This is a genomic window from Chryseobacterium sp. MYb7 (assembly GCF_002979455.1).
Taxonomy (GTDB): Bacteria; Bacteroidota; Bacteroidia; order Flavobacteriales; family Weeksellaceae; genus Chryseobacterium.
In genome coordinates this window covers 190,276-211,296 of the sequence record NZ_PCOU01000002.1, presented here as the reverse complement: position 1 = coordinate 211,296, position 21,021 = coordinate 190,276, and the positions used below count along the sequence as shown (strand labels likewise).

The 21,021-nt window shown below is 31.8% G+C and carries 20 protein-coding genes and 1 tRNA gene; 10 read left to right on the top strand and 11 right to left on the bottom strand.

Annotated features, from left to right (window positions below; genetic code table 11):
• Positions 1–23 precede the first annotated feature (23 nt).
• Positions 24–191 carry a hypothetical protein gene (locus CQ046_RS23485; protein ID WP_157885754.1) on the top strand — a complete coding sequence of 56 codons (168 nt, stop codon included), beginning with the start codon at positions 24–26 and terminating at the stop codon, positions 189–191.
• A gap of 55 nt (positions 192–246) precedes the next feature.
• On the opposite strand, the gene CQ046_RS02900 is transcribed toward CQ046_RS23485, so the two are convergent.
• Genes CQ046_RS02900 through CQ046_RS02890 form a run of 3 tightly spaced genes read right to left on the bottom strand, consistent with a single transcriptional unit; the run spans position 247 to position 4,025 of the window.
• Positions 247–2,277 carry a recombinase gene (locus tag CQ046_RS02900; protein ID WP_105700821.1) on the bottom strand — a complete coding sequence of 677 codons (2,031 nt, stop codon included), beginning with the start codon at positions 2,275–2,277 and terminating at the stop codon, positions 247–249.
• Between the two features lie 13 nt (positions 2,278–2,290).
• Positions 2,291–2,935 (bottom strand): monofunctional biosynthetic peptidoglycan transglycosylase, encoded by a 645-nt coding sequence (gene mtgA / locus CQ046_RS02895; RefSeq protein WP_105700820.1) that lies wholly within the window; start codon positions 2,933–2,935, stop codon positions 2,291–2,293.
• A gap of 43 nt (positions 2,936–2,978) precedes the next feature.
• A complete protein-coding gene (locus tag CQ046_RS02890; RefSeq protein ID WP_165790453.1) occupies positions 2,979–4,025 on the bottom strand; it encodes an ABC transporter substrate-binding protein in 1,047 nt (348 codons plus the stop codon).
• 60 nt (positions 4,026–4,085) lie between these two features.
• Here CQ046_RS02890 and CQ046_RS02885 point away from each other — a divergent pair.
• A tRNA-Arg gene (locus CQ046_RS02885) sits at positions 4,086–4,159 on the top strand.
• Positions 4,160–4,330: 171 nt separating this feature from the next.
• On the opposite strand, the gene CQ046_RS02880 is transcribed toward CQ046_RS02885, so the two are convergent.
• Positions 4,331–4,861 carry an antirestriction protein ArdA gene (locus CQ046_RS02880; RefSeq protein WP_105700819.1) on the bottom strand — a complete coding sequence of 177 codons (531 nt, stop codon included), beginning with the start codon at positions 4,859–4,861 and terminating at the stop codon, positions 4,331–4,333.
• 796 nt (positions 4,862–5,657) lie between these two features.
• Between CQ046_RS02880 and CQ046_RS02875 the strand changes: the two genes are divergently transcribed.
• The 8 genes from CQ046_RS02875 to CQ046_RS02840 all read left to right on the top strand — a co-directional run bounded on the left by CQ046_RS02875 (position 5,658) and on the right by CQ046_RS02840 (position 12,463).
• Positions 5,658–6,059 carry a hypothetical protein gene (locus CQ046_RS02875; RefSeq protein WP_105700818.1) on the top strand — a complete coding sequence of 134 codons (402 nt, stop codon included), beginning with the start codon at positions 5,658–5,660 and terminating at the stop codon, positions 6,057–6,059.
• 275 nt (positions 6,060–6,334) lie between these two features.
• Entirely contained in the window at positions 6,335–6,727 is a 393-nt protein-coding gene (locus CQ046_RS02870) for a hypothetical protein (RefSeq protein ID WP_105700817.1), read from the top strand.
• A gap of 134 nt (positions 6,728–6,861) precedes the next feature.
• Positions 6,862–7,725, top strand: coding sequence for a hypothetical protein (locus CQ046_RS23790; protein WP_185126136.1), 864 nt, complete (start codon positions 6,862–6,864; stop codon positions 7,723–7,725).
• A 16-nt stretch (positions 7,726–7,741) separates the two neighbouring features.
• Positions 7,742–8,194, top strand: coding sequence for a hypothetical protein (locus tag CQ046_RS02860; protein ID WP_105700816.1), 453 nt, complete (start codon positions 7,742–7,744; stop codon positions 8,192–8,194).
• A 386-nt stretch (positions 8,195–8,580) separates the two neighbouring features.
• Complete coding sequence (locus tag CQ046_RS02855; RefSeq protein WP_105700815.1) at positions 8,581–8,721, top strand: class IIb bacteriocin, lactobin A/cerein 7B family; 141 nt, start codon at positions 8,581–8,583, stop codon at positions 8,719–8,721.
• A 226-nt stretch (positions 8,722–8,947) separates the two neighbouring features.
• Positions 8,948–9,232, top strand: a complete 285-nt coding sequence (locus CQ046_RS02850) for a hypothetical protein (RefSeq protein ID WP_105700814.1) — start codon at positions 8,948–8,950, stop codon at positions 9,230–9,232.
• The gene (locus tag CQ046_RS02845) at positions 9,225–10,307 is read left to right on the top strand and encodes an HlyD family secretion protein (RefSeq protein ID WP_105700813.1); all 1,083 of its coding nucleotides are present in this window, start codon (positions 9,225–9,227) and stop codon (positions 10,305–10,307) included. The genes CQ046_RS02850 and CQ046_RS02845 overlap by 8 nt, the downstream gene beginning before the upstream one ends.
• Positions 10,307–12,463: a peptidase domain-containing ABC transporter gene (locus CQ046_RS02840; RefSeq protein WP_105700812.1), complete on the top strand. Its 2,157-nt coding sequence runs from the start codon at positions 10,307–10,309 to the stop codon at positions 12,461–12,463. The genes CQ046_RS02845 and CQ046_RS02840 overlap by 1 nt, the downstream gene beginning before the upstream one ends.
• Before the next feature lie 329 nt (positions 12,464–12,792).
• Here the strand turns inward: CQ046_RS02840 and CQ046_RS02835 are convergent, their stop codons facing one another.
• The 7 genes from CQ046_RS02835 to CQ046_RS02805 form a co-directional block, all read right to left on the bottom strand.
• Complete coding sequence (locus tag CQ046_RS02835; RefSeq protein WP_105700811.1) at positions 12,793–14,295, bottom strand: hypothetical protein; 1,503 nt, start codon at positions 14,293–14,295, stop codon at positions 12,793–12,795.
• Between the two features lie 188 nt (positions 14,296–14,483).
• On the bottom strand, positions 14,484–15,335 hold the full coding sequence (locus CQ046_RS02830; RefSeq protein WP_165790452.1) for a ParB N-terminal domain-containing protein: 852 nt from the start codon (positions 15,333–15,335) through the stop codon (positions 14,484–14,486).
• Between the two features lie 124 nt (positions 15,336–15,459).
• Positions 15,460–15,861: a helix-turn-helix domain-containing protein gene (locus tag CQ046_RS02825; protein ID WP_105700809.1), complete on the bottom strand. Its 402-nt coding sequence runs from the start codon at positions 15,859–15,861 to the stop codon at positions 15,460–15,462.
• 3 nt (positions 15,862–15,864) lie between these two features.
• Complete coding sequence (locus CQ046_RS02820; protein ID WP_105700808.1) at positions 15,865–17,355, bottom strand: hypothetical protein; 1,491 nt, start codon at positions 17,353–17,355, stop codon at positions 15,865–15,867.
• Positions 17,356–17,373: 18 nt separating this feature from the next.
• A complete protein-coding gene (locus CQ046_RS02815; RefSeq protein WP_105700807.1) occupies positions 17,374–18,642 on the bottom strand; it encodes a phage integrase SAM-like domain-containing protein in 1,269 nt (422 codons plus the stop codon).
• Between the two features lie 376 nt (positions 18,643–19,018).
• Entirely contained in the window at positions 19,019–19,183 is a 165-nt protein-coding gene (locus CQ046_RS02810) for a hypothetical protein (protein WP_047388376.1), read from the bottom strand.
• The gene (locus tag CQ046_RS02805; protein WP_105700806.1) at positions 19,170–20,660 is read right to left on the bottom strand and encodes a recombinase family protein; all 1,491 of its coding nucleotides are present in this window, start codon (positions 20,658–20,660) and stop codon (positions 19,170–19,172) included. Before CQ046_RS02805 ends, CQ046_RS02810 begins: the two co-directional genes overlap by 14 nt.
• Positions 20,661–21,021: the final 361 nt, after the last annotated feature.

Sequence of the window (21,021 nt, the reverse complement as noted above, 5' to 3'; positions counted from 1 at the left end):
TTATCATTCAAAAAATTAATACTATGAAAAAATCAATTGCATCTAAAAAACTGACAAGAAAAACTTTAAAAACAATACAAGGAGGAGGTGTTGGACAAATCTGCTGTGCTGTAAGCTGTGCTAATGAGAACGAATGTGCTTATTGGACAACTTTGCCAACTAAATGTCCACTGCTTCCTATTTGCCTTTAAAATGTAATAAAATAAAAAATGCTACCCGAGGAGGTAGCATTTTTTGTTTTTATTATTAATGTTCTCCTGATTTATTGGAAATGGTACTACTCATCAAATCATCTGCTTTTTTATCCAGTCTGGAACTTAATGGCAGAAAGAATTTCAGCGGATGCTTTGTAAAGTATCTGAAAATTTCTTTATAAATCTCACTTACCTGTCCGAAATTCATTTTTCTTGACCTGAATGCCAGGAACATAGACAAACTGAAACTTACTAAAAAGTTGAAGAAACCAATCAGGAATACCGTAATAAAAGACATCCAGAATGTATAGGAATCTACAGAGAAGTCTTTTCCATATAATCCTAAAGCAAAGTTACCCGCTGCGAAAGTGATGTGCCTGATGTCCAGATCCAGTCCGAAAAACATTCCTACCGGAGCCGTTGCTCCAAGGAAAACTCCAAACCAGAAATTGGAAATAATTCCCGGCCAGTTTTTAGCATAATATTTTGAAAGTCCTTTTGCAAATTTTTTCCCAAAAAAGCTTCTGATAGAAAGGTTTTTGGCAATTCTTTCCGGAATCTGATAAAACACGGAGTTGTTACCAATATTCCCAGAAATAATTCCGGAAATAAAAAGATAGAATCCGGCAATACTTGCATGCAGAATTGCTTTTGATTTAAAGGGATCAAGATCTTTTAATAATTTATCAGAACGTTCTACAGCAAGGTTTTGCGAGAAAAACACATCCAGCCCGTAAATGATGGCAAGTGCCACCGGAAAGGCAAGCAGTACATTTCCAACAAAGGCAATGAACTGACTTCTGAATAGTTTAGAAACCAAATGGGCAAATTCTGTATTGTTTCTTTGGGCATTTCCTTCTTCGGATAATACTTTGGTCATCGTAGCAGCAGTCATTGCCGGCTGTTTTGTAGCCAAAGTAAACCCCATCAGATAGATCATCACGAATCCCATTGCATAGTTCATGGAGTACAAGAAAGCATGGGAGAAATCACTCCCTGGAATATATCCGTAGAGCATTTTCAACACACAAAGTGCTCCTACAATGATTCCACCACCACTCGCTTTGTAGAACATGGTCATATATTCTTTTCGGGTAGAAGTAATATAGTGAGTTCCGGTTTCTGCGGTGTGGTTGGTAATAAGATGTGAAATCAATCTCGTACTGTCATTGATCAGGTCTGAGATATTATTTTTATGAGATTTATAGTTCAGAATATTAAATACCAGCTGTTTAGATTTTATCTGAACATCTTCATCGGTATCAATAACCAATAACTGAACGATATCATATATTCTTTCGGTCTGCTGTCGGATTTTTAACAGAGATTGATTAATTTTTCCAGAAATACCATATTTGGCGGAATTTTTAAAAGCAATATTTACAAATTCCTGGCATTGTTCTGCATAAATTTTAATCTGCTTATATCTGCTGTCTTTGGAGTGCAGTTGAAGTTCGGGGTCCTTTACAAGATCTTCTGCTAATGTTTCCAACTCATTCTGAAGGGCAAGAAACGGATTATCCAGATTTCTGTACTGTGGTGCCATTCTTACCACTTCCACTTCCATGGCCATCCCTGTAACCCTCCAGGAAAGAATATTCATGGAGAAAATGAGTTCTTTTTTCACATTAGGCTTCACAATAAAATCTGAAGCTCCCAATATATTTAAAAACTCATCAATCTCATTTTCCGGAAGATTGTGAAGATATTTCAGATCCTTTTGGGGTCTCAGGCTGACATTGTCAATCATATACCACACCGTCTTTTCATTTTCAACGGGTGGTAAAACCTTGTTCAGGATTCTTTTTTTAAGTTCCGGAAAGAAAGCATTTTCCGAGAGAATATTAGCTTCTGTCAGAGAAAGATTGAAAGGTCGTCCTTTAAAAATATTGTGAATATAATATTTAAAGTTTTCAGCAAAATTAGGGTTGCTTCTTAAGAAATTGAGCACATCTGTAAAGTCTGCTTCTTTGATCGCCTCTAAAAACTCTGCAAAGGGTTCTAAAGAAAGCGTTTCATTCTTAAAAGAAAAGTATTTTTTAAGAACTGACTCAAAGTTTGTGCTGGAATTAAAAAATTTCATTAGTACAAAGATACTATTTCAAACTCACATTCCTCATCTGTCTCATGATCCAATTGTGTTTCTTTCTTAAATAAGGGGACGGATTTTTAGGATCATATTTCTTCGGATTAGGCAATACAGCGGCAATCCATGCTGCATCTGAAGTACTTAGCTCTTTGGATGATTTTCCAAAATAATATTGTGCAGCAGCTTCCACTCCAAATACTCCCCGCCCCATTTCAATGGAGTTCAGGTATCTTTCAAGGATAATATCTTTAGTCCATACTTTCTCGATGATAAAGGTATAGACTGCTTCCAACCCTTTTCTTACCCAGCTTCTGCCCTGCCAAAGAAATACATTTTTTGCGGTCTGCTGGGAAATGGTGCTTCCGCCTCTTATTTTTTTGCCTTTCTCATTGTTTTTCATCGCTTTTTCGATGGCTGTATAATCAAAGCCGTCATGATCAAAGAATTTCTGATCTTCAGAGGCTATTACTGCCTTTTTCACATTGCTTCCCATCTCGTCATAGGAAATATAATCCCTGTGCAGTTTTCCATATTCAAAAAGCCCTCCTATCTGGGTAAGTGTGATTGGCGGATTAAAGAATCTGCCCCAGATAATAAAGACTACATTCAAAACAAGAATGATGAAGATAAGCTGTTTAATTTTTTTCCACATAATTTGATAACAAGGAAAGGCAAAAATAAGCAAATACTACGATTTACTGCAATTCTTTCATATAAGTAAGCTGATATTCCGGTAAAAGTTCAGGATGAAAGATCTTGATATAGTCTTTAAGGATCAAATCTGCTCTTACAACGCCACTTTCGAAGAAATCATTTGCTTTTAAATTTTCTTTTCCAGCTATGGTATAGATCTTCCCTTTATTGAATACATCCAGCTTTCCATAGAAAGGATTCATGCCCAGCATTTCTTTTTTTGAAGTGTGACTTCCTGCATTCACCCAGTACTGTACCCCTCCGGCTTTGGCATATACTTCTTCAAAACTCATTGTCAAAGCTTTTTCATCTTTATTATCCTTCATGATATAATTGGCATTGGCATCAGAAATATAGTGGGCAACGGAAGTATTTCCGCCAGGCAGGTACCAGACATCGCCATATATTTCGTTGGCAAGAACAACAGGTTTTTCTTTAGCTGTGGAAGCAAGCTTCTTCAAATCATTATAGTTTTTCTCAACTTCCTTATATTTAGTATCAGCTTCTTTCTCTTTTCCTAATAATTCTCCGAAAAGCTTAATGTAAGCTGTTTTTTCCAAAGGCTTCTGCTCCATATATTCATCCAGAAATATCACTTGAATTCCATTGTTTTTCAACAGTTCATAGGTATTATCAAAACTGGCAATATGATTGGTAAAAATAGCATCCGGCTTCATCGAAATGATCTTTTCCACATCATATTTCTGTTCACTTCCTACGTTTTGAATTTTTCCTTCTTTAATCAGGTTCTGGATTTTTTCGGAATAAATATACTCCGGACTTGAAACCCCTATAATCAAACTTTCTGCTCCAAGCTCTGAAATATATCCGGCCATACTTGCATTAAGCAGGATGATTTTCTTAAATGGAGTTTGATTTTGCTTAAAATTATACGTGAAATTTCCCGATTTTAGATCCAGAACTCCGTCATGTTCCTTAAATTGCGTACGGGCAGAGATATTAGTCCAATCTGAGGACGAAATTTTTGATTCTCTTTTACAAGCTGTTAGCGCGAAAACCGTAAATAAAAGTAAAATTCTTTGTTTCATCTTTCAAAGAACGGAAAAAAGTGCTATATTTGCAAACCTTTAAACAACAAGGTAACACAAGGCCTCGTGGCGCAACTGAATAGCGCATCTGATTACGGCTCAGAAGGTTACAGGTTTGAATCCTGTCGAGGTCACTAAATTTTAAAAGAGAATTTTGTAAAACATTGGAAACCAATTAATTACAAATTCTCTTTTTTATTTTTGTATCCGTTTTTGTATCCGAATTTCCAAAATACGCTTTTTAAAAGCTATTTAAACTTAATTAAATCTATCTGAATTGTAAACCGTTTACTGTAATACAAATACTACGATTTAAAGTAATGTCCGTTCGATTCAAAATAATCATACATAATATTACGTGCCGTGGCTTCCCAATCAATCACAACAAAGCTAGGCAGATTGAACGGTATATCATTTTCATATAAATATTCCACGAACTCAATATCATTTGCATATTCACCGTAATAGAAGTTATTTACATATTCAAGGAGACTTTGAAAATCTATACTCCCTAAGCAATCTAAACAGGCTTCAAAAACTTCTGAATCATACTCAGATTCATTTATTTGCTCTGCAATATCGTAAATTTCGGGAGATAAAAAACTTTCCCCTATCAATCTCAATTTTTCAAATAGAGAACAACCCTCATAATCGGAAAATAAAAATTCAGGGTCAGATTCATCAGAATGCAGTTCATACATTACCTGTCGTAATTCTTCAAAATCAGAATAATCTCCGAGGTTAAGCCATTTGCCATACAGGCTTGAATTATTGTACTTAGCGTACGTTGATACATAGATACTCGTAGTATCAAGACAATTTCGTAAATTTGTCATGTTAATAAGTTTTAGATGAGTTAAAATTTATTGATACGCCTAGTTGTATTCCCGTACTTCTAGGCATTTTTGTTTTTTATATTGAACCTTGTACCCAAAGACACAAGGCTAAAAGTAGCTTGTAAAGATGTATAAATATACAACAAAAAGCCCATAAACACAAGTGTTTCAGGTACTTTTTACTCAAAAAAATCAATACTTCCGAGGTTAGTTAAAAACTTTTTAACCACTCCGAGTGTAGGAGAAACAAAAACAGTTGCCAAAAATCTAAAATCCTTGATAGGGGCGGTTGGAAAAAAACGTATCGACCTATATCCACTCTTTGTATAGTAGGGATTGTCGGGATGCCTATATGAAAATTTTGAGATTTGACATAGGGGGATGTTTTTACATTAAAATTTGACGGGGTTGGTGTAAATAGTAACCCAAGTATTATACATTTTCCCTGTAAGTCTGCTAAAAAAAATATCAATCAACCAAAGTACCACAAACCGTTTACCTTAGTTTTCCGAAATGCTTTGTATGAACCAACAAAAAGTGATAGATTAGTACCTGAAAAATATTTTTTTTTCATCATTTGTGTTTTTAAGTCTTTCGTTTCATCGAGGGACTTTTTTGTTTTGGGGTAAATAGGTAGATACATATTGACAAAAGTACACTTGCTATGATTACAGCTTTTTTACATCCCGACCAAACCGTAAAGATTACTTACCACCCTGCAACCGTTTTTTATTATAAAATTTACAAATGAAAATCTCTACTTTTGTCATATAGCTGCTAATCAAAAAAACATTACATGAATTTACAACTATTACTTCCTTTACTAATAACATCTTTAACTACAATAATAGGTTGGTTTATGTTGCATAGATTTACCCAACGTAGAGATTTAGAAAATAAAAAAAAAGATTTACGAATAAACTATTTGATTGAGGCGTGGAAAAAATTAGAATATGCTTCAAACAGAAATATAAATGAAGAGGAATTTATTGAGTTTATGGAAAAACCAATTGCTTTAATTCAATTATTTGGCACAAATACTCAAATTAAATATGCAGAACAAATCGCTAATGCAATCAAAGTTGAAGGTAACGCAAATCTCAATAAAATATTAGAAGACTTGAGAAGTGATTTAAGAAATGAACTTAATATCGAAAAGACCGATACAAAACTTTTAATGATAAGGTATAAAAAATAAGCAATTCAGTTTTATAGAACTGCAAATTTTATATATTTGTAGCTGAATTTTATCGAAAAAATATAAAGCGTTAGCTATTATTTGAGTGTCTCAAAATCGCCAATTTTAAAGTACACACCTCAAATGAATAATAGGTTAATGCTCACGCTATGGCGTGGGCTAAACTTATTTTGGGGTGGGGCGTTTGGCGATGCCTGAGACCAATAAGGCTTAGTCCCACGCTTTCTGCATTAATAACCTTTCACTTTAGGGACTGAGTGATACAATAAATCACTATGAAAAAAGTCTTTATTTCTCTCGTACTGTTAACAGGTGTAACAGTATTCTCACAAGAAAAATTTGATTGCAACAATCTTTCTAAAACAGATTATCTAAATAAGTATTACCAACTCCGAAACTACGGGTTAAATTACAAGTTCAAAGACGGCACAGAAGTAATTCCCGTGCTGATTTCAAAAATCTATAATGAAAACGCACTAAGACAAAATTGTATTAATTCCGCTTACCTTGACCATAAACTTGGAACTGAGAGCAGTTACAAACTGTATTATGAGAATATCCAAAATATATCCAAAGAAACATTTATGAAAGATTCTGACTATTTTATGATATTCATGACCATGATTGCGGACTTGGAAAACAATTCCAATTATAGAAAAGCTAGATAATCATGGAAAAGAAAACTATTCACGTTGACCGCAATATACCTAAATCAGTGCTGATAGGTTCTGTACTAGCATTTGTAACAGTTTTTGCAGTTCAACATTTCAGTATATTTTCATACATTCCAAATACTAGTAACTTGTCTAATTATACTCCTGATGGGAAAATAATTTTAAGTCAGGAATATGATACCCGAACAACTCCCGTAGGCGCATTGTACCAAACAACGCCATTCGGAACAAAGATAGACTTACCTACAAACGGAATGATGTGTAGTGAGCTACTGTATGATTCTGAGTTCAAGAGCTACTCTAATAAAGGCGTGTTATACGCAAAATCTGTTTTTAGCGATTACAAATATCTCCTGTTGTTTTGGTTAGCATACACACTCATCGCACTGTTTTTTAAAAGATACCGTCTAAAGGTTTTGATTCTGATTCTGCCAATATTAGGTATCAGTTGTGACAAAACTAAACAAGAACCAATCACAACCTCTAAAACAGTTATAGACACAACAAAAACAGCCTTAAACAACCCAAATATACCAATCCCTCAAAACCCACCTGAAACAGCCGTAAAACACTCATTTGTAGTCTTCAAGGTAAAAGACAAATATTTCGGGAAAGAATCTGTAATTGTAACAGGAATATTTAACACACCTTACATCATTAACACGGATGAAGAGTATATGATTTTAGACGATACACAGGCTAAATGCAATGCCTATCTGTTTGACAAAAACATTCTTGAAAGATATATGATGAGATTCGACAGCTACGCACAAGCAAGTCAGGAAAAAGAACGAATCTCTAAAATCCGTAACACCACCGTATCTAATAATCAAACATCTACTCCAAAAACCTTGACCAAAGAAGAAAAGGAGCAGATTATCAGAGAATGGAAAAGCATTACTCCCGAAGAACACGAACAAGCCCGACAGCTACAAATGGAGCATGAAATGTGGGTTGAGGAACAAAAAAGAAACAATCAAAACTATAATTAACATCAAAATTTCAATTATGAAAAAAACAGCAAAAAGAATACTTTTTACAACATTATCACTAACAGCAACATTATTAACTGTAAGTTGCTCAAACAACAATGACGATGATAACCCCCCAACCAATCAACAACCTGCAACAACTCAATATTTTCATCCGCCAACATGGATTCAGGGAACATGGGGCGTTACAAATGGGACAACCTCAAATAAACTGTATAAGTTTACAGCAGATGATTTTATACTACTCGTAACAGGTGTAAGCGAACAGAGCATGACGGGAACAATCAAATCAAGTCCGAACGGTGGAAATGTTGATGAGACTATTAACAGCAGTACGCAGTATAACTTTACTGTTAAATACAACATCACAACCACAACACAAAGTTTTGAGTTCAGGAAAGTTTCTGCAACCCACATACAGTGGAAAGACAACAGTAACGGAACATGGTTTGACTTAGTAAAAATGTAGTAAAAAACAGAGCCTTGACCTTATGGGTTGGGGCTTGTGTTTTAATCTCTGTAAACACCGATGAAAAGAGGGGTTAACAAAGAATCTGCAAGATAGTACCAATACATACTCTTAATTTATCTCATAATTAATCATACTCTAATCATTATCAAACCAATTCAAACACTCTTAATCGGGAAAATTTGAAAAAAAAAATACGTCAAGTTTTTGTCGCCCTGCAGGTATAGATTGTAAAAACCAAATGACAACGTTAAATATCGTTAAAAATAAAAAAAAACACTTGATTAATTATTTTTTTATTTATAGATTAGCAATTCAATAAAAAACACGAGTGCACAAATGTTTTTTTAGAATTAAATAAATATTAATTTTAAAATCGAAAAAAAATGAATTTATCGAAATTAAACGTACAAGAACTAAGTACAAACGAAATGAGAGAAGTTGAAGGAGGTCTATATCCACTTTTACTTTTAGGAATCATCGGAGGAATGATGTATGCTCACTATGCTGCTGGAGGACTAGATTAGTTTTAAAAGTATAGTAATATATTATGGATAATAAAGATAATAATGCAGATTATTTTGCACCATTGACTATTCTTTTCATTTTAGCATTTGCTGCTATTTGGCACTATATTTCCTTATAGAAGCCTCAAAATAAGCATTTTACAACCATAATATTAAATAATATAGCTTCAATAGTTTATTGGAGCTATAGTTTTTCACAATATTAACTAAATAATTACTAATTATAATGTTTGATTTACCCATCGAAAAGGCAAAGATTTTAAAACAAAAAACAGAAGATTTTAAAACAAAATTAAATCAAGAATTTATTACTCATTCATCAAGTGATAAAAGTATAGAAATAAAGATTTCTATTTTAGGAAATATTAAGGAAATTAACACTACTGCAAGTGTAGATATTACTCACATAATTCCCTTATTAAATGAAGCAATTAATGAAGCAAAGAGTATTTATGAAATTAGATTAGCAGAAATGTATCAACAAGAAATGAAAAATTTGTGGAATGGTTAAAAACATTCTGTATATCAGTATTATTTTTTTTGTCTTTATCATAATTTTAGCATTACCAATTGTTAAAATTCCCATTTCTTCTTCCTCAAAAGGTGTAGTTCGTTCTATAACAGAAAATACTAAACTTAATTCTGTAGTAAATGGTAGAATCATAGAAACCAAATTAAAAAAGAATAATCAATTTCTAAAACAAGGAGATATATTGCTTGTTATAACAGCAGAACAATTAGATACTCAGAAACATCTACAAAATAGCCAGAGTGAAGATTATACAGCACAGCTACAGGATTTAAACAGACTTACCAAAGGACAATATAGTAGCTTACAGACAGGGCAATACCAAAGGGAACTTTCTGCCATGCAGGAAAAAATTGCGCAGGTTCAAACTCAATTATCGTTAGCTCAAAAAGATTTAGACAGGGCTGTGCTACTTTATAAGCAAGGGGTTATCCCCAAAGCAGAATATGACAAGTATTATTATGACCATCAGGGCTTTTCTAAACAAATTGCCAATATTAAAGAACAGCAAATTGCACAATGGCAGACACAAAAACGAGAGGTTGAGAGACAGTTACGTTCTTTCAGTTCAGAAATTCAACGTATCAATCAAGAACAAAAAAATTACATTATCACTGCTCCCATTTCGGGAAGATTGGTAAATTTTTCAGGAATACAAAAAGGAAACTTTTTAGTTCAGGGACAAACTATAGGAGAAATTTCTCCCGAACAATCTTTAATTATAGAATGTTTGGTTTCTCCAAAAGATATAGGATTTATCCAAATAGGACAAAATGTAAAATTTCAGGTAGATACTTACAATTATAACCAATGGGGACTTTTAGATGGTAAAGTACAGGAAATAGACCAGAATATAAAAGTAAATGAACAAACAGGAGAAGCTTACTTCAGGGTTCTTTGTAGAATGGATAAAAACTATCTGAAACTAAAAAACGGATACAAAGGACAAATAGGAAAAGGAATGACTCTCACAGCTCGTTTCCACCTTATAGACCGCACTCTATGGCAATTGCTATTTGACAAAGCAGATGATTGGTTTAATCCGAAACTGAAATAATGAAAAAAGATATATTGATTAAGCAACATGATTTAAAAGATTGTGGTGCTGCATGTTTGGCTTCTGTTTCTTCTCACTATGGGCTAAAAATGCCTATTGCAAAAATCAGACAGTTGAGCCATACCGATACCAGAGGAACTAATGTATTAGGGCTTGTACAAGGCTTGGAAGCAATGGGATTCAATGCTAAAGGTGTAAAAGGAGGAGCAGATGTGTTGCCAGACATTCCATTACCTGCTATTGCTCACATTGTAAGTAAAGAACAATATCATCATTATGTTGTTATCTACAAGGTAAATAAAGGCAAAATTTCTGTGATGGACCCAGCTTTTGGTAAAATCGAAGAACACACCATCGAAGAGTTTTCCAAAATATGGACTGGTGTTTTGGTTTTGTTAGAGCCTAATCAATACTTTGAGCAAAAAAACGAAAAAACCAGCTTATATAAAAGATTCTGGAATTTGGTACAACCCCACAAAAGTATCTTGATTCAGGCTTTGTTAGGGGCTTTGGTGTATACTATTTTAGGATTATCCACATCAATTTATATAGAAAAGATTACGGATTATGTTCTGATAGATGGAAACAGAAGACTTTTAAACCTACTATCTGTGGGAATGATTGTTATTTTGCTATTTCAAATTTTTATAGGAGCTATGAAAAGTATTCTTGTTCTGCAAACGGGACAAAAAATGGATAAGCACCTTATACTAGGCTACTATAAGCATTTATTGAAACTCCCACAACGTTTTTTTGATACCATGAAAGTGGGAGAAATCATTTCAAGGGTAAATGATGCAGTAAAGATTAGAACATTTATTAATGATGCTGCTATTCAAATATTTGTAAATATTTTTATTATCATTTTTTCATTTGTTTTAATGTTTACCTATTATTGGAAACTTGCAATTATAACAGCTTTAGTTATTCCGTTGTATTTTTTTGTTTATTGGATTACAAATAAGCTAAACAAAAAGGTAGAAAGAAAACTAATGGAAGAAAATGCAGAATTAGAATCTCATTTAGTAGAATCCCTCAATTCAGTCCGAACTATCAAACAATTTGGAATAGAAACATTTGCTAATAATAAAACTGATAATGCATTCACAACGCTATTAAAAACAATATATAAATCTGTACTGAATGCTTTATTTTCAGGCAATTCATCAGAGTTTTTATCCAGAATATTTACCATTATATTGCTCTGGGTAGGTTCAGGATATGTTATAGATAGAATTATTACTCCAGGAGAACTTTTATCGTTTTATGCTTTGATAGGCTATTTTACAAGCCCTGTCGCTCAACTGATTGATATGAACAAAACCATACAAAATGCTTTAATAGCCTCAGACCGTCTTTTTGAGATTATGGATTTGGAAAGGGAGGAAATCACAGAAAAAATAGAACTTGTAGCTGAAAATATCGGGGATATTCAGTTTAAAGAAGTTAATTTTAGTTACGGAAGCAGGGTTGATGTTTTTACAGATTTTAATTGTGCGATAAAAAAAGGGCAAACAACAGCTATTGTTGGTGAGAGTGGAAGTGGAAAAACGACTTTAGCAGCTTTAATCCAAAATTTATACTCATTAAAATCAGGTAAAATCCTTATTGGAGATTATGACATCAATTATATTTCAAATTATTCACTAAGGAACTTAGTTTCAGTAGTACCACAACAAATAGATTTGTTTTCTGGCAATGTAATTGAGAATATTGCATTGGGAGAAGATTTTCCAGATATGCAAAGGATTTTACAAATCACTAAAAATCTAGGTATACTTAATTTTATTGAGAAGCTGCCAAGTGGTTTCCAGACTTATTTAGGAGAAAACGGAGCTTTATTGTCAGGTGGTCAAAAACAAAGAATTGCTATTGCCAGAGCTTTGTATAAAAATCCTGAAATTTTGATTTTAGATGAAGCAACTTCCTCATTAGACACCGAAGCAGAGATTATTATACAGAAAACACTGCAAGACTTCAAAAATGAGGGTAAAACAATGATTGTTATTGCTCACAGGCTGAGTACGGTTGCTAATGCTGATACTATTCTTGTGATGAAAGAGGGACAAATTATAGAACAAGGCAATCATAAGGAGCTTATTTCCAAAGAGTCTGTTTACAAGTCAATGTGGGAAAAGCAAAGTTTAGCACTTTGATAAAATGATTGGTTCTACCACATACAGGTAAAGCCAATCATTTTGATTTTAAGCCACTTTAAGGCACTCATCACTATTACACCATAATTCCGATTTAAAACTCGGCAAAACACCCTCAGAATAGCTTAAAAACAGTTCTTGTACCATAGATTCCAGAACAGGAAACCAACCTTATATTGCAGTATGAAAAAAGATGTCGTAACTACCATGAACAGACAGTTTAAGCAAAAACCTCGAAGATAATACCATAGTACTATAAATATTTACTACTTATTATTTATATCTCTATTACTCTCATATAATCCATATTAGGTAAGTTTTCAGGGTTCTCAAAGCCAGTTTTCACTTTCAAATTTTGGGTTCAAACCCTGAGAATACTCTAAAAATAATGATTCTGATTCTGTTTTCATAGATGGGAACCATTCCAAAGTAGTACATATTGAATCATGTATCGTCCAAAGTGGCATATCAGAGTATCTTTCCGCAAGTTTAGTAGTAATAAAATCCAAAATGCAATCGGCTTCAATATGTTGCAGTAATTTTGGGAAATTTTTATAAGAATCCTTGCTATCAAATTGTGTCTTAAAAAGCTCCATACATCTGCACAGTGTCGGCAAATGATTTTTAAAAACTTCATATTCTTTGGCAGGTCTTTTTAGCGGGGTGTATAAAAGCTGCAATGTAAGTTTTTTCATTAGATTTCTTTTACCTCTGAACTCTTTGATTTCAATATATTCAGTGTCCCTGTTGTAAAAAGAAGATTTGTATATTTCTATTTTTTCTCCATCCTTATCATCACAAATAATTTTATGTGGTTTAATCTCATTAAACACAACCTCTCCTAAATACTCATAAAATGTTCCTGATAAGATTGATTCTTTTACGTCCTTGAATTCTTCTTGAAATTCCTGAGTACTAACAATCTCTGATAATTCATTTAGTAGACTATCAGTTTTAGAATGATAAATCGACTGAATAATATTTTTTATTTTTTCATCATTATATCTTTCCAACAACAAAACCATAAAATAAGGCTGTGAGTTTTTAATGTCTAAACTCGCCATAGCTCCACCACTGTAGCTCAAAAAAGGTCTAAATGATTTTGGAAGATTAGTAAGGTTTGTATGCAGTCGGTTATCCGTGTTAATGTCTCTAGTTGCTCTAAAAATTTGATTTTTCATCATTAATGCACTATGCCAATAATTATAAACATTTGCTATCATTGGATGAGGTCTGTTATATACTGTATTATATTTATTATAACAAAACTTACTTTCCAAACTTGCAATTAAACTATCAAAATCAATAACAAGTCCCTGATTAAACCATTTTGTTAGATGGGGACAGTTATTTGAAAAGTTTTCATTCAAAATTTTCTCATTTAGTTTTTTATCTGAAATCTCATAAATTTCAAAATCCAGACATTCCGTGCCCTCAGCTTTAATTGCAGAATAATTGAATCTGTAACTATTACTTTTATGGGTAAATGTTGAATAATTTTTCTTTTGAACAATTTCAATATCGAGAAAATAGTCAAAGTATAGATTGTATTCATAATATTTTTGCTCTAATGCTCTTGAACTCATCGGGACATACCCCCATTTATAGACTTTATCTTTTTTACGTGCAGGAATACTGATAATTAGGCTCAAGTAATACATTGCCAGCGCTAATTTGAACGTTTTGAAAGGCGGTTTTTTTTCAACCATATCTACCAGATAGTTATAAACGTTTGTAGGTAATATTACCTTCCATTTAAAATCTTTGTGATAAAAGGCTGTCGCATTGATTTTATGGTCTGAACTTTTTGTTTTATATTGTTGTAGTTTCATTGCTTCTCTTATTTAAAAAAGGCATAGCAAGGTCTGTACATAGCTATTTTTACTATGCCTAGTTGATTATAAAAAGATTTTTAGTTGATTTTTCGGGCGTTTATAAGGCTTTTAAGGTGTGCGTATGCAGGGTGCGGGAGTAGTAAAGATTCTGCCTTCCCGAGAGCCTTGTACCCGTGTGTATAAGGTTAGTCTTCAATTATAAATACAGCATATTTAACATTAGGCTGTTGAGAAACAAAGTCATTTACTTTATTTTCATCTTTTGTCATAATTAAACATTCAACTTCATTGCCCCTTAAAAGATGCATGCCAGCATTTATATCATTCACATATTGTGGCTTATGGATTTCAGTTTCGGTTACTTCAGATTCAATTTGAGTTTCTTCCTGAACCTCAGTTTTCATGGTTGCATTTAATTCGTTTTTTATAGCTTTTTGAACCTGTTTATATGCGGAAGAAATACTCAAATCTTCCGTAATCATTTTTTCAATAATATCTACTAAACCACTGCTTACGACTTTCTTATATCTGGCAACAGTTGTTCTGCCAACATTGGCGATTTTTGCTATTTCTAAAAGAGTATCAACTGCTTTTTCAACGTTATTACCTTTACCTGCATTGACAAGATTATCTTTTGCAGTTTGTTGTATTTTTTCTTCATGTAAACAGGCAAGTTGAATTTTATGTATTTGTGTAAGATTCCTTCTTTGACACTGATTTTTAACCATCCAGAACTGAATATCAGAAAGAGTTTCAAAGTCTTCTTTGATTTCTTTTGTTAGAATATCCGATATTTCCAACTCTATACAGGCTTTTAAGCGTATATGACCGTCAATAACGAGCTTGATTCCGTTTGCAGTTGTATGATATAGGATTGGGTCGTTAATTCCATTTTTTTCAATATCTGCTTTTAACTGGCTATATCTATTTATATCTGCAAGGGTAAGATAGGATTCTAGTTCTGAAATTGTCGTTAAACCTTCATAATGGTGACTTATGTTATAGCTTTGACCTAATAATTGAATTATATTTGACATGATAATTGTTATTTTAAATTTGGCACAAGAGATACCCACACAATACTCAACTGTGCTTTGATTAAACATAAAAGTGTGGTAAATGGTTAAGAAATAACTGGATTGGGAAGAAGTTCCCTGAGTTTTAAGAAGCTTGGTTCAATTTTGAGAATACTTCATCTTTTGAGTAATACACTCTGTTGCCGATTTTGGTATTTTTCAATGTACCGTCATTATTCCAATGAAATAATGTTGTCAAACTTACATCTAAAAGTTTTGCTGTTTCTTCACGAGTATAAAACTCTTTTTCCGCTGATTGAGCAGGAATATGTTTTTCTAATTCCTCTCTAACTAATTTTTGAATGTATTGACCAAAAGATTCTAAATCTATCTGCATCAATTGAATGGCTGAAGTTGTCATAATTTTTATTTTTTTAAGATTATGATGCAAAGGTTCAGATAGGGAAAACAGGGAAAAAACAGGGAAAATATTTTTCAGATAAAACAATTTAACTTGCTGATTATCAGTTGTAAAAATTTTAATCATTTTTTATCCTGGAATCGGTTTTAATTTTTCCCTATTAATTCCTAATGAATATTCAACTTCTGTAAGAAAAGCATTAGTAGTCTTAAAAGTGAAAGGATAGTGTTTACCTTGTGTATTATCAATGTCAATAAAATTTTTAAGATATTGTTGTTTTACCTCTCTTTTATTATCTGTATTGAATTTAGTAATTTTTTCAAAGGAAGCAATAGTATCAAATTTCTTTCCTTCGACCTCAGAGAAATAATCGAAAATATAGAAGAAGTAACAAAACCTAAAAAAATAAATATCATTTTTGAATTCTACTCCTTTAATACCGTTACTACTATATTTATTTTCTGAAAGTGCATTTAAAATAATTTTTACAGCATCGTTATCAAAGGATTTTGATTGTAGATAATCAACAAAAGCGGATTTTTCTTTCATAAAAACATCTAATTCATTCTCAAGGAACTTACTTTCCTGTGAATGCACTTTTTCTCCATATCGCTGTAAATTCAGATATTTCAGCTTCATTCCGTAAAGAGAATGTTCTGCATTTAATTCTAAATACTGATATAAATTGACTCCTGTAAAGTCTGCAAATCGTAATAGTTCTGATGCGCTTAATATGTTAAGGTAGTTTTTAAGAGATTCTTCCAAAGAGATAAAAGATGATTGTAAAGATATAATTGAAGATTCGGTATTAGTAAAAAAAGAACCATCAAGTTGCGGAGTCTGAAATGAATGCTCAAAGAGTAATTTTTCATTTTCATTTATTTGATAATCCAGATATTTTTCACGACTAGAATATTTATTGATAAGTATTGATTCTGATACCCCACTAACTTCCCTTATAAAACGACTTAAAAAGTTTGATGCCCTTTTTTGTAAAGAGAATACAAGCGAAGCATAATAACTTATATAAATATTTGGAGATATAATTTTAAGAAGTAAGTAATTTTGAAAGTGTTCTGATATGACAGCAGAATTAATTTCGTTTTGATTAATTGTTAAACTTTCAGATTTATGTTTTTGAAGTTGCTGTACTATATTAGTTGTAATGATAATTATAGTCTTGATTACACTTACAATACTATTAATTTCTTCATCATTGTAAATTTCATCAATTGACCCAATATTAGGAAAATCTATTGTTCCATCATTAACAATTACTGCATTTATATTTACAAAACGGTTTATATACTCGAAATAATCTGTTATTAATTCATCTGAGCTTTCTACTTTTTGAGGTGATAGTTCCTTCGGATAATAGGACGCTAAATCTTGTATGATTTCCGCAATAATTATATTTTTAACCTCAATGATTAAGTCTCCTTCTATATTGTCCAATCTAGCCTTTATATCTCCTATATCAGGTATATATGTAGGTTTATCTATTTTAAAATTTTGTAAAAAGAACTCATGTATGCCATGATATGAAACAGGGTCTTCCATAGCTATTACATAAACAATGAAATCTAATGCTATTCCTCTTTTGGATTCTATGTTAATCATATTTGATAGCGTAAATTATTAAAACCCAATTTTAGCAAAACTATTTGCTGTTCGTACTGCCATTTCTTTTTCTGTTTTACCAATATACATTAAGAATTGCTTTTCAGTTGAATGACCTGTTACATACATAACATCAGCCGTAGGTAACAGAGTATGAAAATTAGTTGCAAAACTCCTTCTACCTATATGACTTGCAACAAGTTTATATTTTGGATAATCTCCTAAAACTCCTCTTTTGGTTTTATCTTCCAAGACCTGAGATTTACTACCATAAACGAGTTCATTTATTTTAGCATGTTTACATACAATTTTTATATCCTGATTAAGTCTAACATCTGATATTTTCTTCGGAAACTCTCCACCTCTTTTATCCAGTATTTTTTGTACTTCTATAAGTAATGGAATTTGCATTAATTTTCTTGTCTTTTCCTGCCTGAACTCTATATACCTCATATCTTTATCTTCCACAATCATAGATTTTTCAAATCTCAAAAAATCACTCACTCTTTGACCTGTAAAACAGGCAATAATTAACCAATCTCTTGCAATATCTAAATCCTCCTGAGCTAATTTGCATTTTTTAATTTGTTCTAATTCTTCAAAATTCAGATATATATGTTTGGGCTTATCTTTTACAAACTTTGTAACTCCAAGTTTCCATTCTTTCGTATGTGGATGGGTTTCAATATCATAATTTTCAGCAAATTTGGATATAGCTTTAGCATCTTTTAATTTACTGTATATTGTTTCGTGTTTGTAATTTATATTTAAACAATATTTTTCAAAACTATCTTTAAAATAGTTATCCATGTCTTTAAACTGTATGATAGGTGGTTTCTTGTTGAAATTACAGAAATCTATTAACATACTTTTCAATACTTTAATTTTATAATTTGTTCTTTTCGTGATTGAGTTTTGTCTAATTTCTAAATAAGTATCAATAAAATCAATTATATTGGATGAATAGATGCTTTTTTCTTTAGGATTCAAAATATTATTTACACAAGATTTTAACCAAACTTTTAAATCCAAAACAGAGTTTAGGTTGTTATATTCTTGTAAAACATATCCTTCTATTTTTAGTAACTTGGTATTGATGGGCTCTAAATCCGCATCAAACATTTTTTTATTAGCATTTTTACATTTCCCATTTTTCCATTCATCGACACTACATTTTAATTCTTTCATGGATAGACTAATATCAATGTCTTTATCTTTGAACCTAATCCAAATACTGCTAGGTTTATTCTTAATATTACTTCTCAAAAAAAATATTACTGATGCCATAATTAAAATAAGTTTTTCGTTTTCTAAAATAATGAAATGTATCCGATTTTGTATCCAAATTATTTATTCTATCAAAATTTCTCTAAATTCAATTTAATTAAATCCCCCTACTACAAGTGATTTACAGATACATTTATAGTTTAAGAGAATAATATAAATTAACCTAGTGTAGTCCTGTCGAGGTCACTTAAGGAGACAACTATTTGATAGTTGTCTCTCTTTTTTTACACATAAAAATCTCTATATCAAGCTTTTACAGCCTGACATTTTATAATTTGAATTTTTTGATGTGAAATCCCTAGTCCACCTGAAACAGACAGTCTAAAAGTGCTCTATCAGAGATTTCATCGGTATTGAAGCGTAGTTTGAAATCCCATTAAGGTTCTAGTATTTTTTCCTCTTTTGGCTTATTGTAACTTTTTGATACTAAATATAGTAATTCTAATATAATTTTAGCTTCTTTCTCATTTACCTGAACTCCATTCTTGGCAAGAAGAATAATTGCTTGTTCAACTGAAACATTCTTATCAATAAAATTCATTTTTCTTATTAGTTTTTCGGTTACTTTTTTTTGATAATATTTTTAAAAATGCTTGATTCAAGTCCAAAGAAAGATCTCCTGTTTTATAATCAATATCAACTGGTGGAATAAGACTCACAAGACTTTTTTTATCTGAGGTGTCAAACTCGGAAAATTTTCGAAAAACTTCGACTATTTCTTTATCTTCTATTTGATCCTTTTTATCAATAGCTTTTAATTTAAGAAAAATATCACGCGCTTCCTTCTTAAGATGCCTAATGTTAACTTGATTCTCTTTTTTTAATTCATTGTAGTCATCAATTTTTAATACTCCTGCTAAAAACAACTTTCTGCCTCTAGAAAGAACTTGCCCCTCTTCTTTTATTTTTCTCTCAATTAAATTTTGATTGTACAAATAACTTGCTTTCAGTGTCTTTATATTCTGGTCTTGTAAAATACATTTAAATAAGTCAATTGTATTATTTGATAGTATTAATTGCTGAAGCTTATTTTGATAGCAATCATTCAGTAAAATTGCGTTTATCCTTGTTCTACAGCGATCATGACAATGATAATATGGGTATTTTTTTGAGCTTCCTTGTGCAATACTTCCACTGAGTTTTCGATCGCAAACAGGACAAGTCAAAAAACCTCTAAGAAAAAACAGCTCTTTTAAATCATCTTTTTTTGAAGTAGTTTTTCTTTTTGTATTAATAACAGACTGAACTTGATAAAATAACGATTCAGATATTAAAGGTTCATGCAAACCTTTTATCATTTGTTCTTCATTAGATTTAAGTTTGACTGATATAAGCCCACAATAAATTGGATTCCGTAAAATTCTAAAGAAGTGTGACCGTGAACATATCAATCCTTTTTCATTAGCCATTTTCATTATTTCGGAAATCTTATGATCGTTCTGGGCAGCTTGATGAAAAGACCACTTTATAATATCAGCTTCAGGCTCTTTAGGAGCAATAACTTTTTTACCATCCATTAATGTCAAATTAATAAATCCAATAGGTGCTTTATTAGGATATCTACCCATCAGCTTCGCTCGACGAATACCATTTGCTGTATTTTGAGCCCTCCGAGTATTTTCCGCCTCCGGAACGGCTAAATATACAGCTAACATAACAGTACTTTCCGGAACAGAAAAATCTATTGGTTGATCAATAGCCATGGCTATTGTTTTATATTTCCGAAGCTTTCCAATCATTTCATAAGCATATTCAACATTACGACTGAATCTGTCCCATTTTATAAATAGTATGTTTTTATCTTCTCCTGATGATTTCTTTTTAATTTCTGAAAACAATTCTTTCCACTCAGGTCGGTTGAAATTTTTGGCAGAATAGTCTTCCCGATAAATGCCTTTTACTTCTATATTGTTATATTTACAATATTTCAATAATCTATCCTCTTGCTCAGGCAGAGAGTAACCTTTTCTTTTTTGTTCATCTGTACTTACGCGGACATATAAATAGGCTGACTTCATATAATTAATGTATTTATTTGATTTACAAATTAATATTTTTAATCATATGAAATGATAAACAAAAAGCAGTTTACGCTATATCAATTAAAAAGGGAAATTCAGTAGAAACTTTCATAGTAACAGCAGTAATTAATGACATTGTCACATCAATATGACACCTACATATCAGAAGTATTTTTAAGGAACTGCAAAATTTTGATTATAATAAATACACATCTTCCTGTCATTAAGGATACCGCAGCAAAAAGGAAATATTACAGCAATAATGATTTAATAGCATAAAATCTATTTTAATATTTCATCCTTAATCCAAAGTAGATATTATTAGCAGAATCACAACACCTATTTTAACACACTCATA

Bases quoted from the DNA above. Each gene is read 5' to 3' on its own strand.
- CQ046_RS02855 (WP_105700815.1), top strand. From the start codon at position 8,581: ATGAATTTATCGAAATTAAACGTACAAGAACTAAGTACAAACGAAATG.
- CQ046_RS02860 (WP_105700816.1), top strand. From the start codon at position 7,742: ATGAAAAAAACAGCAAAAAGAATACTTTTTACAACATTATCACTAACA.
- CQ046_RS02880 (WP_105700819.1), bottom strand. From the start codon at position 4,861: ATGACAAATTTACGAAATTGTCTTGATACTACGAGTATCTATGTATCA.
- CQ046_RS02890 (WP_165790453.1), bottom strand. From the start codon at position 4,025: ATGAAACAAAGAATTTTACTTTTATTTACGGTTTTCGCGCTAACAGCT.
- mtgA (WP_105700820.1), bottom strand. From the start codon at position 2,935: ATGTGGAAAAAAATTAAACAGCTTATCTTCATCATTCTTGTTTTGAAT.
- CQ046_RS02820 (WP_105700808.1), bottom strand. From the start codon at position 17,355: ATGATTAACATAGAATCCAAAAGAGGAATAGCATTAGATTTCATTGTT.
- CQ046_RS02875 (WP_105700818.1), top strand. From the start codon at position 5,658: ATGAATTTACAACTATTACTTCCTTTACTAATAACATCTTTAACTACA.
- CQ046_RS02840 (WP_105700812.1), top strand. From the start codon at position 10,307: ATGAAAAAAGATATATTGATTAAGCAACATGATTTAAAAGATTGTGGT.
- CQ046_RS02830 (WP_165790452.1), bottom strand. From the start codon at position 15,335: ATGTCAAATATAATTCAATTATTAGGTCAAAGCTATAACATAAGTCAC.
- CQ046_RS02805 (WP_105700806.1), bottom strand. From the start codon at position 20,660: ATGAAGTCAGCCTATTTATATGTCCGCGTAAGTACAGATGAACAAAAA.
- CQ046_RS02835 (WP_105700811.1), bottom strand. From the start codon at position 14,295: ATGAAACTACAACAATATAAAACAAAAAGTTCAGACCATAAAATCAAT.
- CQ046_RS02845 (WP_105700813.1), top strand. From the start codon at position 9,225: ATGGTTAAAAACATTCTGTATATCAGTATTATTTTTTTTGTCTTTATC.
- CQ046_RS02870 (WP_105700817.1), top strand. From the start codon at position 6,335: ATGAAAAAAGTCTTTATTTCTCTCGTACTGTTAACAGGTGTAACAGTA.
- CQ046_RS02850 (WP_105700814.1), top strand. From the start codon at position 8,948: ATGTTTGATTTACCCATCGAAAAGGCAAAGATTTTAAAACAAAAAACA.
- CQ046_RS02810 (WP_047388376.1), bottom strand. From the start codon at position 19,183: ATGAATTTTATTGATAAGAATGTTTCAGTTGAACAAGCAATTATTCTT.
- CQ046_RS02825 (WP_105700809.1), bottom strand. From the start codon at position 15,861: ATGATTAAAATTTTTACAACTGATAATCAGCAAGTTAAATTGTTTTAT.
- CQ046_RS23485 (WP_157885754.1), top strand. From the start codon at position 24: ATGAAAAAATCAATTGCATCTAAAAAACTGACAAGAAAAACTTTAAAA.
- CQ046_RS02815 (WP_105700807.1), bottom strand. From the start codon at position 18,642: ATGGCATCAGTAATATTTTTTTTGAGAAGTAATATTAAGAATAAACCT.
- CQ046_RS02900 (WP_105700821.1), bottom strand. From the start codon at position 2,277: ATGAAATTTTTTAATTCCAGCACAAACTTTGAGTCAGTTCTTAAAAAA.